The sequence below is a fragment of the uncultured Neptuniibacter sp. genome (assembly GCF_947498015.1).
Classification (GTDB): domain Bacteria; phylum Pseudomonadota; class Gammaproteobacteria; order Pseudomonadales; family Balneatricaceae; genus Neptuniibacter.
The window spans coordinates 1-14,177 of sequence record NZ_CANMIR010000010.1 but is presented as its reverse complement, the minus strand read 5'-3'; the positions used below and the strand labels follow the sequence as shown (position 1 = coordinate 14,177).

The window sequence follows — 14,177 nt, the reverse complement described above, 5'->3', positions numbered from 1 at the left end:
GTGACTGATGAGGTCACGGCAGATGTTTTTAGTAGAAACTGAGTAGATGGTTATCCCAGGCGATAGGGGTGTTCAGAGTAAGTGATAGCTTTTCCCTCTCTTGCCTTAGGAGGTTATAGCGGTAGCAGTGACCTCTTCCGGTGCTGATAAGAAATTCGCCCGGTTGATAGGTTCGGGCAATGCCACACCCATCACGACTGCTTATTTTGTCGATGTACTGAGATTTACCTTGGGCCCAGAATGTAATCAGGTTACCTCGGGGTGATGAGATCGCAACAAATTCACCGCTTTTGTCAAAGCGTACGCTGCCACAATACTGCTTCATGGCTGAATTGACAGCGGCCGGGGCTCTGACAAGTCTTAGCGCCTCGCCCCTTGAATGGAATGCGACTAGTGGTACATCGTCGCGTTTATCTCCCTGATATTGAAGCCCTATTGCAACCCTGTCTTTAGGGTTTATATCGAAATGTCTGATACTCAATTGCTGCAGCTCTTCAGGCATATAGACCTGTTCGATCACTCTCCCAGAGGCCAGATCAATATATGCGAGCGAAGGCTGCATGCTATCAAGGTTCAGCTTTGCCCTACCCTGGTCCGGATGGGTGAGAATACCACCGTTTGCCACCAGCAGCGTTTTGCGGTCACTCATCATCTTTAACTCGTGGGGGCCGATACCGCCCGAGTGGAACTGACCGATGATTTTATAATCGTGATAGACATCACGGACTGAAATCATCCCATTGCCAGTGGTAATATCATTCTCAGCCGAGAGTAAGAAACGACCATCACTGCTAAAAACGGCATGGCCATAAAAGTGCTGCCCTGCTTCTGCGTAGACCCGTTTGATCAGGCGTTGCTGCTGATAATCCAGAATATCAATAAATGTTTCGGGTCTTCGGCCTATAACCGCGATAACTGGTTGAACTGGATGTGCTTCAACATGATGTGCCCGGGCTGGCAGGGGGTGGCTCCAGATCTCTTGTCCCACTGTGTTTAGCATCACAAGGCAATGGCCACCCTCCCTATTCTGAGCGGCCGAAGCGATCAGAGGTTTGCCTTGGGTCGCAAATAGTTGTGGTGCGAACAGGCTGGTGGCCAGTAAGGCTCCAAATTGACGTCTGTTAATCCCCATCGCGACTATTGAACCCCAACTGTATCTGAATATGTTTCATGCTCGTCTCAAAGTATTTGCCCAGACGCTCGATACCTTCAGCCAGCATTTGAAGCTTATTTCGAACAACTTCATCGTGAATATGCTGCTCAAGCGGTGTCGGGATCCCCTCTATGAGATGTTCAAGTTCGGTAAACTGTTGCTCTATCTTATTGGCAAGATCGATGGCCCCCTGCTCTTTTAACAGACCGTATAGGTTCGCGCCTTCTAAGCCGCTGTACATGTGATGAAGGGATTGGAGGTTGATCTGTATATTCTGGAGGGAGTGCTGGCTGCGCCAGCTTTCGAGGCGGCGGGTTTTAGCTTTTTGCTTCCCTAACGGACGTATTAACTTAAGGTCGCGGATAATCTCTAAGGGTTCAATCTGGGACTTTAGAAGATCGATAGAAGCTTCCTGTGCGCTCTCATACTGACCCTCTTCAGATTCCAGGTAGGTAAACTCAGTTTGAAACGCTTGCCACTCTCTATAGGTGTCTTCGCTTTGATCTTTTACGTAATTGCTGATGGCGTGAAGCAGCTGGCAGCGAAATGGCGATTGTTGAATCAGCTCAATTGCCTTGTCCGAAAACAGGATACGCTCCATAGCTGGCAACCCTTTGACCGCTATGCTGGCTGTCTGAAAGGCTGTATCAGTGAGCGTGTCCGGGTCTTCAGCCTGTAGGAGTTTATTCAGCTGTTTTGAGGTCAGGTTTTTCTTGTCTGGCCAGAACTGGATGCTGTAGCTGCGCATCAGGAGTTCAATGGGGCCAAACGTTATGTGCTGAATCCCCTGCCAGGCCGCCAGTGTTGAGCGGAACTCGTGTCTGCTGGTCTCCAGGTTTTCTGTTGTCGGTGCTTTACACAGTTGAGTCGTACTCAACTCGAGCCGGGTGGCCTGTGATAAAAGCTCTTCATAGCCTGGCAGAATATGTTGAGAAACTATGTTTTGGTTCATTCGCCGCCAGCTATCCTGGCTAATCTCAGCCGCTGCGTTATTGGCAATCAACATAGATCCCAGGGCTAAAAGAAACCAGTGCTTGGTGATTGATGGGGGCATTACAGGGACTCCAGGAATTTGATCAGATTTGCCCGCTCGCTCACCGGCATCTGCTTCACTTTTTGTTTGGCTGTTTCAGCTTCGCCTCCATGCCAGAGAATTGCTTCCAGTAACGTTCGGGCACGCCCGTCATGTAGGAAGTGAGTCTGTCCTGAAACCGTTTTAGTCACCCCTATTCCCCATAAAGGAGGCGTACGCCATTCACGACCTGTAGCGCGGAATTCGGGACGGTGGTCTGCTAACCCCTCCCCCATATCGTGGAGAAGCAGATCTGTATAGGGCCAGATCAGTTGCTGACTGAGATAAGGGAGCTCTGGGGTTTTCGCTGTCACGAATTTGGGTTGATGGCAGTGATGGCAGCCGGCATCATAAAAGGCTTTTTTACCGGCAAGAATGTGAGGAGTACCGGCGTTCCGACGCGCAGGTACTGCGATGTGACGCGTATAGAAAAGCAACAGGTCGTTCATCTTGCTGGATAGTTCCAGACCTTCGAGGTGGTTGGAGTTGCCGTTCGGCATGTTGAGACAGCGTGGCTGATTCGCAGTGCAATCACCGTTAGGATCAGGAACATAAGGTGTAGAGATACCGATATCGCCGTTGAAGGCAGCGTTATTCTGCTGGTTAAGGGTTGGGTGCCCTGCTTTCCAACCGAAGCGCCCGAGGACCAGTTGCTCCTGCTCCTGATCCCACACCCAATTTGGACGGCCGGATATCCCATCTTTATTGCGATCTTCAGGATCGCTCAATGCCAGTAGATCCTGCTCTTTAATGTTTTCAAGCAGGCCCAAACCGATCATGGCGGGAGCGATTCTGGGTGATAGCATTAGCTCGGGATGTGTCGGGCCGTAAGAGAGCGCGTCAATCTTATATTCAGGGCGACGTAGCTGAACTGTCTCTCCCCCACTGAGTTCAACATCAAACTCGGTATAGGTCACATGCATCTGACCCTCCGCTTTGAGACCGGTAATCGCAAAATCCTGTAGCTGACCCCCATACACAGGGTCAGGCACCGAGCCGATCCGCCCAGTTTTAAGATCCTGTTCCTGTTCTGCTGTTTGCGGAGGGATGCTTAAACGTAGAAACATGGACACTGCATTATCATCAGGTCTGTTCCCGTTGGGGGTATGACCTCTTCCGTCACGCTGGTGGCACTGCATACAGGAGCGGGCGTTATAGAGTGGCCCCAGACCATCGCTTGCCGTTGTGGATGAGGGTGCCGGAACCCAGAGTTTTTTAAAGATGCCGTTACCCATCTTGAAGTCCAGCTGTTGTTCGAATCGAACATTGCTGGCAGGGTGGGTAAATGCATGTACATCGATGGCTTTGGAGTGAGTCGTTGCGCCTCCCTGAGCTATCTCCCCAGCTTCTAACCTGTCGACGTTGTTATCTGCAAGAACACTCTGGCTGATGAGTAGTAAGCAAAGTGTTGAGAGAAACTGCATGTGAGGGCTTCTTTGTCTGTTCATCTGTTTGTTCAGATATAGCTCCGGGATTAGTTGCCGGAGCTATGCACTAGGATATTAGGGGTTACTCAGCAAGTACCGCAGATGGGTTATCCAGGCTTTCAGATCCTTCCAGCTCAATGTTATCCAGCTTGAGTACGGCAATGGTATGCTCAATCGCTTCCGCTTCTGCGACCAGTGAGTCGACAAAGCTCTGAACAAGCTGATTGCCTTCCAGATTGTTCTCGCCGATAAGAACATCAAAGGTGTTGCCCTTGTGCGCGGCGTCGACCATTGCCTGGGCAGCCTGCTGGGTGTTATCCAATCTATTTCGTAGATGTTGATCTACAACCGGAGCTTCGGTTTTCACCAGATCTGAGAGGCTTGGTCCGGAGATTGTTGAACCATCGACACGTGTGTATTCGCCTAGGTAAACATTCTTGATACCCAGAGCATCGTAGAAGTGGGAGTAGTGGGTATTGTCTGAGAAGCAGTCATGTTCCTCTTCCGGATCGTGCAGCATAAGACCTAGCTTGGTGCGTTCGCCCGCCAGTTCGCCGTATGCCAGACTGCCCATACCCGTAAGGATTGTTGCCAGGCCAGCCTCTGGCCCTTTAGCAAGCAGATCCTGTCGTGCAGCACCCTTTGCGGCCCAACTGGTTGTCATATCCTGAAGGTCATCTATCAGAAGCTCTGCGGTAGCTTTCAGATAATCACGGCGGCGGTCACAGTTTCCCCCGGTACAGTTATGCAGATCATAATCGGTTGCTGGACGGTTACCTGCTCCCGGGGCGGTGCCATTCAGGTCCTGGCCCCATAGGAGGAATTCGATCGCGTGATACCCGGTGGCCACGTTCGCTTCGACCTCATCGATTTCGTGGAGTGTTTCTGCCAGCAGGTTTTTATCGATCTTTGTCGCATCAACTGCAATACCGCCGATGGTCAGCTTTTTATTGGCAATGATGTTGGCAGTGTAGAAAGGGTTCTCATCAGAGTCGGCGCCGTATGAATCTGCTACATAGTCGATCAAGCCCTCATCCAGTGGCCATGCGTTGACCTTTCCTTCCCACGCATCCACCAGAGCATTACCGAATCGGTATGCTTCCGATTGTTGATATGGCGCACGAGCGGCTACCCAGGCATTACGAGCCTTTGTCAGATTTGCGGCAGTAGGTTGTGCCAGAAACTGATCAATTACGCTGTTAAGTGCCTTAGCCGTGATCAGTGAGTCTGCGTAAGTTGCATGAGCAATATCTGCATAGTTTTGCAGAATGTCGGAGGTTGTTGGCGCGGCCGCGTGCATATAGCCAGAGCTCAAGACCGAAACGGTAATGATGGAGGCTCTCAATGGAGTACTCAGGTTCATAAAGGGTTCCTTGAACGAGTGATGCAAAATTTACTAAAGCTTAATGAAAATGATAATGCATATCAATAATGAATAGATTATTTTTAAATATGATGGATAGAGGGATGACTAAAGAGGGTTTGAACCGGAGAGCCACTTATCCACAGGGATCACCCATGCGGGCTCACCATTTTTGTAGAACCAGGAGTCTACGGCGTAAGCTTGGTTTGTTGTATTGTCGATGACAGTAGCGCTGTTGTGGGGAGCATTCAGAGTTAACGGGCCGCGATGAATATTGCTGCCGGTGCGGTGAAACTGCAGGAGGTTATGCTGTTCGAAGAGCAATAGATAACTGGTTGTGTTGAGGCTCTCTGCGATGCAATCCAACTGGTTTGTGGGGGTGTCGAATGAGTATTGGTTTCTGGGCAGGTCATTTTCGGTACGCAGTTGTGGCCCCGCTAACTGCTCCATTAGCCCGACCGCTTCTGCTATACGTGCCCTCTCCTCAGAAGGCGTAGAGGAGATTGGATGAAAGAGTTTATAGATGGGCTGCAGATTGGCAGGATCAAACTGAACCGTTTGCACTTTGCTACAGCCGAAGTCCTGACACAGCGTTAAATGATTATCAGCGGTGACAGGATAAAGCTGTTTTGATTTGAGCCAGTTCTGTGGGGGGGCGTGGAGATTATAGCCACACCCCCCGAGCAGGAGAACCAGCAGCAGCGTGCTACAGAGAAGCGTAATCTTCTTCAAGGTGTTGATCCTTGAGTTTGACGTAATTGCCAGCTGTATAGCTAAAGAATGAGCGCTCTTTTTCAGTTAACGCTCTCTGTTGCTTGGCGGGCCTGCCAACATAAAGGTAGCCGCTTTCGAGGGTTTTGCCTGGGGGGACCAGAGACCCAGCCCCGATGATCACCTCATCCTCCACTACGGCTCCATCCATGACCATGGCTCCCATACCGATCAGGACTCGGTTGCCAATAGTGCAACCATGGAGCATTGCCTGGTGGCCAATCGTGACATCCTCTCCGATCAGTAAGGGGAAACCATCAGGGTTATAGGGGCCGGCATGTGTGATATGCAGTACAGACCCATCCTGAACACTAGTGCGGGCGCCAATTCTAATCCGGTGCATATCACCTCGAATAACAGTCAGGGGCCATACGGAGACATCATCCCCCAGCACCACGTCACCGAGAACTACGGCAGAGGGATCAACAAAGACGCGTTCACCCAGATGAGGTGTCATGCCCTGATAGGTTCTTATTTTCATATTGGCTGCTCTTGAATTGGAGTAAGCCTCTATTATGAAATAGCTCAGAGGAATTGAAAAATTAAGATTTAGTCCCATCTTTAAAGAATTCTATCTTGCTTCTGGAGTCCTATTGATGAGCAACCCAATGCTTGAACCTCAGGTTCTGCCCGTTTTCAGTCAGATAAAGGCTGAACATATAGAGCCTGCTGTTGATCACCTGCTTGCAGATAACCGTGCGATGGTAGAGAAGATTCTGCAGAATCTGGCGACTCCTCGCTGGGAAACACTGGTTGAACCGTTGGAAGAGATGAATGATCGTCTGGCAAAGGCCTGGTCTCCGGTATCCCATATGAATGCGGTTGTGAATAGTGATGAACTGCGTGATGCTTACAACGCTTGCCTCCCCAAGCTCTCACAATATTGGACCGAGATGGGACAGCATCAAGGCTTGTATGAAGCCTTTAATCAGTTAGCAGTGAGTGCTCAATTTGAGCAGCTGGATCAGGCTCAACAGAAAACGGTTAACAATACACTCAGAGATTTCAGACTATCCGGAATTGCACTGAACGATGAGGATAAGCAGCGCTATGCCGAACTGCAGCAGCGCCTATCAGAACTTACCACTAAATTTTCAGAAAACGTGATGGATGCCAGTGATAACTGGAGCAAGCTACTACCCGCAGAGCAGGATCTTGCAGGGTTGCCGCCGATGGCTCTGGCTGCAGCTAAACAGATGGCTGAAGCGAAGGAGCTGAAAGGGTGGCTGATCACGTTGGATTTCCCCTCCTATCTGGCTGTGATCACCTATGCGGATGACCGTGAACTGCGTAAAGAGATCTATACGGCATTTTCAACTCGCGCATCTGATCAGGGGCCAGGTAACGGGCAGTGGGATAACTCTGAGGTGATGGAGGAGATTCTGCACCTGCGCCTGGAGCTAGCCCTGCTGTTAGGGTTTGAGAACTATGCCGATTACTCATTGGCTACCAAGATGGCAGAAAATACTGATCAGGTTGTGCAGTTCCTCAATGATCTTGCGGAGAAAAGCCTGCCTGTTGCCCAGCGTGACTTTGAACAGCTAAGTGACTTTGCCAAAGATGAATATAGTGTAGAGAATCTTCAGGCCTGGGATCTGGCTTACTACAGTGAAAAACTGAAGCAGGCAAAGTATGCGATCTCTGAAGAGCAGATCCGTCCCTATTTCCCGCTGCCAAAAGTGCTGGACGGGCTGTTTGCAGTAGCTGGAAAACTGTTTGATATTGAGATCGAAGAGGTGGCTCAATTTGATCGCTGGCATAAAGATGCCCGCTTGTTCGAGATTCGTCGCAAGGGTGAACTGATTGCACGCTTCTTTATGGATCTTTATGCCCGTGAGAAAAAACGGGGTGGCGCATGGATGGATGATTGCCGCGTACGCCGCCGCCTGGATGATGGTTCCCTCCAGCTTCCAGTTGCCTATCTGGTCTGTAATTTCAGCTCACCCGTAGGGGATGATCCCGCGTTGTTAAACCATAATGAGGTGACAACACTGTTCCATGAGTTTGGTCATGGCCTGCATCACATGTTGACTAAAATTGAGTGTGCAGATGTGAGCGGTATTAACGGTGTCGCCTGGGATGCGGTGGAACTTCCCAGTCAGTTTCTGGAAAACTGGTGTTATGAGCCGCAGGCACTGGCTTTGATCTCCGGACACTATCAGACAGGGGAAACACTGCCACAGGAGCTGTTGGATAAGATGCTGGCTGCGCGTAACTTCCAGTCTGGCATGATGATGGTACGACAGCTGGAGTTCTCGCTGTTTGATTTTATCCTGCATCGGGATTTTCAGCCCGGAAAAACCGTTATCCAAAAGGTTCTTGAGCAGGTCAGGGATCAGGTCGCAGTGATTACGCCACCCTCCTTCAACCGCTTCCAACATGGATTCAGTCATATCTTTGCGGGTGGCTATGCCGCGGGTTATTACAGTTATAAGTGGGCTGAGGTCTTGTCTGCGGATGCCTTCTCCCGATTTGAAGAGGAAGGGATTTTTAATACTGAAACGGGGGCCGATTTCCGCGATAATATTCTTGAGATGGGTGGATCTCGCGAACCGATGGAGCTGTTTGTTGCATTCCGCGGGCGTGAACCAAGCGTGGATGCACTATTGCGCCATAGCGGAATTACAGAGTAGAAGTCGATGACAGTGATAAAACGATTTATAGCCGGTGCGGTTTGCCCCCGATGTGGTGAGATGGACTGTATCCGTACCTACCGTGATGATGAGCGGGAGTACAAAGAGTGTATCCGCTGTGATTATGAAGATTCGATGCGTCTGGATGGCCAACCTGAAATGGAAGAGCTGGAAACACGAGTGAATCGCGAAAATAAGCCACAGATAGAAGAGGGGGCTCAGCCTCTGCTGTTTACCCCTAATCCGGGTACATCACGCAAAGATCATTAAGATACAGGGGCTACTAAGGCCCCTGTTTTTTTGAAACCCGGTAGATGACCCCCGCATAGTCATCCGAGATCAGTAGGGTGCCATCTCTGTCCACAATGAGATCATTTGGACGCCCCCAGTGTTCCTCCCCCTGAAGCCAGCCGCTTATGAAGGGCTGATGACTGACAACTTTGCCCTGAGCAATGCGTAGCTTTACAACGCGGTAACCGACCTTTTTACTCCGGTTCCATGAGCCGTGTTCCGCGATAAAAAGGGTATTTTGATCCGCTCTGGGCAGGGTGTTGCCCGTGTAGAATGTCATACCCAGTGGAGCGACATGAGCCCCCAGGTTATAAGCGGGAGGCTGATACTTATCCATGGATGAGACCGAAAAATCCGGGTCAGGGATATCGGCCGCATGGATGAAAGGGTATCCGAAGTGCTGTCCGGGAGCTGTCAGGCGGTTGAGTTCGTCCGAAGGTTGGTCATCGCCGAGGTGATCGCGACCATTGTCGGTAAACCAGAGGTGACGGGTCTCGGGGTGCCAGTCAAATCCGACGCTGTTACGTACACCCTGCGCGATCAGTTCAAGCGTACTGTTCGGATTGAGCCGAGCGATTGTGGCAAAAGGGGCGGGACTCAGGCAGATATTACAGGGAGCGCCGATATTAAAATAGAGCAGTTGGTCTGGTCCAAATTTAAGGTACTTCCAACCGTGATGTCGATTATCGGGTAGCTGATCGAACAGTAATTCAGCCTGTGGAAGTGGGCTTTTAAGCGGTGTGATGTTCCGGTAACGCCAGATTTTATCCACTGCTGCGACATATAGGTCATTATCTTTAATCGCAACTCCGCTTGGCATGGTCAGGCCGGAAGCGATCAGTGTGCGTTGCTCATAACGGCCATCGTTGTCCCTGTCCTGAAAGGCGTAAACCTTTCCCTCTTTGCGGCTGCCCGCGAACAGTGTGCCATCCGAGCCTAATGCCATCTGACGCACATTCGTTGCCCGGGCTGCGATGGTGATCTGATGATCATCCGGCAGTGTCAGTTGCCCCAGATCTATTGCCGGTGCTGAGAGGGAGAACATAAGAACAAACTCAATCATTGTTGATGCCTTGCGGTTGCTATGAAGTAAACATAGCCCTTCATTGCGATCGTCACCACCTGGGATCGGGGTTTCGGGTTGGCTCACATGAGGGGAAGTGATTTCTGGTATGATTACGCGCTGTGAATCCCGCTGAAATGCCATCTTGAACTTGAGTACCCTATGATCGCTTCTATCCCCGCCGCTATCCGCTATATGCTGCTATCCGCACTGGGTTTTTCCTTAATGGCGGCCTGTGTGAAGGCGGTAGGGCAGTATGGTATTCCTGTGCTGGAGATTGTTGCCGCGCGAGCCATCGTTTCACTGTTCCTGAGTTATCTGGATGTGAAACGAAAACGCATATCTGTTTGGGGATATAACAAGCCCCTCTTGATCGCCCGAGGGGTCACAGGCGCTCTGGCGCTGGTGTGTGTGTATTATGCGGTGACTACGTTGACCCTGGCTGATGCGACTGTGTTGCAGTATACCTACCCGGCTTTTACTGCACTCCTTGCACTCCTGTTCCTGGGGGAGCGGATAAAACAGGCGACTATGCTCTGCATTCTATTGAGCTTTATCGGCGTCATCGTAATGATGCGCCCTGGGTTTGGTGATGTTGCGTTGATTGGTATCCCGGCGCTGAGTCTGACTGCTGCATTGGCGGGGGCGTTGGGAAGTGCCGCTGCCTACGTCATTGTCCGTAAATTAAGTCAGACGGAAGACAGCTCCGTTATCATCTTTTACTTCCCGTTGGTGGCGCTACCGGCCTCACTACTGATGCTGGGAAGTGATTTCGTTATGCCCGGTGCAGAGGCGCTATTGCTATTATTGCTGGTGGGTATTTTTACTCAGGTGGGGCAGATTGGACTCACTAAAGCGATGGCGGCTGAAGCCGCAGGGAAAGCCAGTGCATACGCCTATGTGCAGGTGATCTTCTCCGCACTGTTGGGGATCCTCTTTTTTGATGAGATTCCAACGGTCTGGACCCTCATAGGCGGGGCGCTGATTCTGACCGGGGCGCTGGTCAATGCCTTGTGGAAACGCTGATCATTGACCCGTTTATGTTTGTTTTGTCGGGATGCTATACAGCAGTAAGAATAGTGCCAGAGCAATCACAACCACTGAGGGGCCTGCAGGAGTATCCAGATACCAGGACATGCCGAGTCCGCCCGTTACTGCACCATAGCCGATCAGAGCTGCACCTATAGCCATCTGCTCAGGCGTTCGAGCAAAACGTCGTGCCGCAGCAGCAGGGATGATTAGCAATGAGGTAATCAAAAGTAGCCCAACTATTTTCATCGCAATCGCGATCACAACCGCAATAAGTAGCATCAGGATCAGTCTTGTCAAAGGCACATTGACCCCTTCGACATGGGCAAGCTCTTCGTTGATAGTGATTGCCAGCAAGGGCTGCCAGAGAAGTTTCAGTAGCAGTAGAACCAGTGCGCCGCCACCGTATATCCAGAGAAGGTCTTCATCACCCACCGCAAGCAGGTCGCCAAACAGGTAGGAGAGCAGATCCACCCGAATCTCAAGCAGTGCTACGGCGACCAGACCCAGTGACAGGGCGCTGTGCGCCATGATGCCAAGTAACGTGTCTGTGGCGACCATTCGCTGCCGCTGCATCGTAACGAGTAGTAGTGCCAGTGCAACACAGCAGAAAACAACGGCCAGGTTAAGGTTGATATCCAGCATAAACCCGACAGTGATACCCAGCAGGGCGGAGTGAGCGAGGGTATCACCAAAATAGGCCATTCTTCGCCAGACAATAAAAGAGCCTAGAGGCCCGGCAACAGTGGCAACCCCGAGGCCACCTAGTAGAGCAAAGAGCAGGAAATCTGTCATGAGCAGTCTCCCCGGCAGTCATGTTCATGAATCACATCACCGTGATCATTGTGACGGTGATTATGGTGATGGCTATAGACCGCTAACTGCTCGCTACCTTTGATCCCAAAGAGTTGAGTGAATGAGGGATCATTCGTCACCTGTTCTGGATGGCCTGAACAACAGACATGATGGTTAATACAGACAACATGATCGGTGGCTGCCATCACCAGATGGAGATCATGACTGACCATCAGGACACCACAGCCGCGCTCGTCGCGGATGCGGGCGATCAGGTTGTACAGTTCCAACTGACCGTTGATATCGACCCCCTGAACGGGTTCATCAAGCACCAGAAGGTGAGGGTCGCGCAAGAGTGCTCTGGCAAGGAGTACGCGCTGCATCTCCCCCCCAGAAAGGTTGTGCACCGCCTGATTGAAAAGTTGGCCCGCACCGACATCATCCAGCGCTGAACGCATCTTCTCTCTGTCACTGCACTGTGCGGTTTTCAGGAAACGCTCGACGGTCAGCGGAAATGTGTTATCGATCTGAAGCTTCTGTGGCATATAGCCGATACGTAGCCCTTTCTCCATCCATAGCTCACCGCTGTCAGGTTTGATCAGGCCGAGCACGACCCTGACCAAGGTCGTCTTACCCGCGCCGTTAGGACCAATCAAGGTTGTGATGCAGCCCCGATGGAGTTCAGTGCTGATGCTCTGCAGCACGTGATTGCGTCCAAAACTCAGATCGATCTGGTCAAGTTTAACCAGAGGGGTGTGTTGCTCTGTCATGCCGCCGAACCCGCCTTACAGCTAGGGCAGAGGCCCAAGACTTCAATGGATTGTTTCTCAGGGGTGAAGCCCAGAAGAGCTGCCTGCTTGTTGATCTCAGAGCTGATGCCCTGCGTATCAATTTCGACGGCATTATTGCACAGATGGCAGATCAGAAAGGAGCCTTCATGCTGTTCATTGGGGTGAGGGCAGCCAATATAGGCGTTTAAGAGCGCGATGCGGTGGACCAGGCCCTGCTCCTGTAGAAACTCGAGTGCCCGATAGACCGTGGGAGGTGCTGAGTTATAGCCTGCTTCAGCCAGTACGGGAAGCAACTCATATGCACCTAGGGGTTTATGACTTTGCCAGATCGTTTTTAAAACGAGTTCTCTGATCGGGGTAAACCGAAGGTTTCGGTTTTTGCATAACAGGCGTGCATCTTCCAGCGCATGTGCGATGCAATCTGTGTGATTATGCCCGGGGCGAAACGCTAACTGAGAATTATCCATGGATGGCTGCCGATCAGATATTTTGTGTTATATTATAACTTTATTATTCAAGAGATGCCCTTTTTAAATGAAAAAGCTTGCTGTTCTGCTTCTGTCACTCTGCATGTCTGCTGCGGTATCCGCGCAATCTCAGATCTCGATTGTCACAACGATCAAACCGTTGCAGTTGATCGCCTCGGATCTTCTGGGTGATCTCGGTAGCGTTGAGGCTCTGATTCCTGCAGGAGCATCACCCCACCATTACAGTATGAAACCATCGGATCTTCGGAAGTTACAGCAGGCCGATCTTGCGATTTGGGTGGGGCCTGAGTTAGAGGGATTTTTGGTAAAAAGCCTGAAAAGTACTGATGCGCCAGTTATTCAACTGATGGGCGGCTCGGAGCACAAAGAGGATGAGCATGAGCACCATGAGGAAGAGGAGCATGAGGCTCATCACCATGACCATGGAGGGGAGGACCCGCATGTATGGATGGATCCGGAGCTTATGCTGTCAGCGTCAATTGAGATTACAGAACAGCTGATTGAGCAATTTCCTGATCATAAGCTTCAACTTCAGCGGAATCAGGAGCGCTTTGCTAGTCAGTTGAAACAGATTGATGATGAAAATCGTGCGCTGTTACAGCCTTATAAGCAGATTGGTTTTATCGTTTTTCATGATGCGTTTGGGCGTTTGATTGAGCACTATGGGTTAAATCAGCAGGCGTATATCACAGTAGATCCTGCACGTGCCCCCGGTGCTCGAAAACTGGCTCAGATCCAGTCGTTGATTGTGGATTCGGGGGTTAAGTGTGTCTTTATTGAACCGCAATTTGAAGCTGCAGTGGTTCGCCGAATTGTAGAGGGGCTTCCTATACGGTTAGGGCAGCTGGATCCTCTTGCTATGGACGCTCAGGTCGATGCTGGGTATGCCGCTTATCTGCAGGCGTTAACCCGTAGTATTGAGCATTGCCTTCGATAAGCTTGTCTGGGACTTACTAGGCATTCATTATCACGGTTTGCCAAGATTGGGCGTGGTTATAGCGGGTGAAAAAGTAAAATCTTTTTCTTCACAAAGTAGAGGCATATCTATATAATGCGCCCCACTTTTGACGCAGATGTGGTGGAATTGGTAGACACGCTAGCTTCAGGTGCTAGTGCCTTCACGGGCGTGGGAGTTCGAGTCTCCCCATCTGCACCAACTTCAAATCGATTTGAAGTGGTGAAAGTTAAGGGTTGCGCCCTTTAAACGCAGACAATTTGGTTGACACGCAGATGTGGTGGAATTGGTAGACACGCTAGCTTCAGGTGCTAGTGCCTTCACGGGCGTGGGAGTTCGAGTCTCC

The 14,177-nt window shown here is 50.8% G+C and carries 14 protein-coding genes and 1 tRNA gene; 5 read left to right on the top strand and 10 right to left on the bottom strand.

The window, feature by feature from the left end; translation table 11 throughout:
- Positions 1-28: 28 nt before the first annotated feature.
- From Q0882_RS12570 to Q0882_RS12545, 6 genes are all read right to left on the bottom strand, one after another.
- A complete protein-coding gene (locus Q0882_RS12570; RefSeq protein WP_299182252.1) occupies positions 29-1,132 on the bottom strand; it encodes a DUF1513 domain-containing protein in 1,104 nt (367 codons plus the stop codon).
- Positions 1,122-2,207: an imelysin family protein gene (locus tag Q0882_RS12565; protein ID WP_299182250.1), complete on the bottom strand. Its 1,086-nt coding sequence runs from the start codon at positions 2,205-2,207 to the stop codon at positions 1,122-1,124. The genes Q0882_RS12570 and Q0882_RS12565 overlap by 11 nt, the downstream gene beginning before the upstream one ends.
- Entirely contained in the window at positions 2,207-3,649 is a 1,443-nt protein-coding gene (locus tag Q0882_RS12560) for a di-heme oxidoredictase family protein (RefSeq protein WP_299182248.1), read from the bottom strand. Before Q0882_RS12560 ends, Q0882_RS12565 begins: the two co-directional genes overlap by 1 nt.
- Positions 3,650-3,734: 85 nt before the next feature.
- Positions 3,735-5,015, bottom strand: a complete 1,281-nt coding sequence (locus Q0882_RS12555) for an imelysin family protein (protein ID WP_299182246.1) — start codon at positions 5,013-5,015, stop codon at positions 3,735-3,737.
- A gap of 108 nt (positions 5,016-5,123) precedes the next feature.
- Positions 5,124-5,747, bottom strand: coding sequence for a hypothetical protein (locus tag Q0882_RS12550; RefSeq protein ID WP_299182244.1), 624 nt, complete (start codon positions 5,745-5,747; stop codon positions 5,124-5,126).
- Positions 5,722-6,267, bottom strand: a complete 546-nt coding sequence (locus tag Q0882_RS12545) for a gamma carbonic anhydrase family protein (protein ID WP_299182241.1) — start codon at positions 6,265-6,267, stop codon at positions 5,722-5,724. The genes Q0882_RS12550 and Q0882_RS12545 overlap by 26 nt, the downstream gene beginning before the upstream one ends.
- A gap of 115 nt (positions 6,268-6,382) precedes the next feature.
- Here Q0882_RS12545 and prlC point away from each other — a divergent pair, with 115 nt between their 5' ends.
- Both prlC and Q0882_RS12535 read left to right on the top strand, forming a co-directional pair.
- Positions 6,383-8,419, top strand: coding sequence for an oligopeptidase A (gene prlC, locus Q0882_RS12540; protein ID WP_299182238.1), 2,037 nt, complete (start codon positions 6,383-6,385; stop codon positions 8,417-8,419).
- A 6-nt stretch (positions 8,420-8,425) separates the two neighbouring features.
- On the top strand, positions 8,426-8,689 hold the full coding sequence (locus Q0882_RS12535; RefSeq protein WP_299182235.1) for a YheV family putative zinc ribbon protein: 264 nt from the start codon (positions 8,426-8,428) through the stop codon (positions 8,687-8,689).
- 13 nt (positions 8,690-8,702) lie between these two features.
- Here Q0882_RS12535 and Q0882_RS12530 read toward each other — a convergent pair whose 3' ends face one another.
- Entirely contained in the window at positions 8,703-9,773 is a 1,071-nt protein-coding gene (locus Q0882_RS12530) for a PQQ-dependent sugar dehydrogenase (protein WP_299182233.1), read from the bottom strand.
- A 162-nt stretch (positions 9,774-9,935) separates the two neighbouring features.
- On the opposite strand from Q0882_RS12530, the gene Q0882_RS12525 reads away from it, so the two are divergent.
- Complete coding sequence (locus tag Q0882_RS12525; protein WP_299182230.1) at positions 9,936-10,799, top strand: DMT family transporter; 864 nt, start codon at positions 9,936-9,938, stop codon at positions 10,797-10,799.
- A gap of 12 nt (positions 10,800-10,811) precedes the next feature.
- Here Q0882_RS12525 and znuB read toward each other — a convergent pair whose 3' ends face one another.
- The 3 genes from znuB to Q0882_RS12510 are packed head-to-tail and all read right to left on the bottom strand — an operon-like array spanning position 10,812 to position 12,855.
- Positions 10,812-11,597: a zinc ABC transporter permease subunit ZnuB gene (znuB, locus tag Q0882_RS12520; RefSeq protein WP_299182227.1), complete on the bottom strand. Its 786-nt coding sequence runs from the start codon at positions 11,595-11,597 to the stop codon at positions 10,812-10,814.
- The gene (znuC, locus tag Q0882_RS12515; protein WP_299182225.1) at positions 11,594-12,367 is read right to left on the bottom strand and encodes a zinc ABC transporter ATP-binding protein ZnuC; all 774 of its coding nucleotides are present in this window, start codon (positions 12,365-12,367) and stop codon (positions 11,594-11,596) included. Before znuC ends, znuB begins: the two co-directional genes overlap by 4 nt.
- Positions 12,364-12,855 (bottom strand): Fur family transcriptional regulator, encoded by a 492-nt coding sequence (locus Q0882_RS12510; protein WP_299182224.1) that lies wholly within the window; start codon positions 12,853-12,855, stop codon positions 12,364-12,366. The genes znuC and Q0882_RS12510 overlap by 4 nt, the downstream gene beginning before the upstream one ends.
- 67 nt (positions 12,856-12,922) lie before the next feature.
- Between Q0882_RS12510 and Q0882_RS12505 the strand changes: the two genes are divergently transcribed.
- Together Q0882_RS12505 and Q0882_RS12500 are read left to right on the top strand one after the other, a co-directional pair.
- Complete coding sequence (locus tag Q0882_RS12505) at positions 12,923-13,813, top strand: zinc ABC transporter substrate-binding protein (protein ID WP_299182221.1); 891 nt, start codon at positions 12,923-12,925, stop codon at positions 13,811-13,813.
- Between the two features lie 132 nt (positions 13,814-13,945).
- Positions 13,946-14,032 (top strand) — tRNA-Leu (locus tag Q0882_RS12500).
- Positions 14,033-14,177 lie beyond the last annotated feature (145 nt).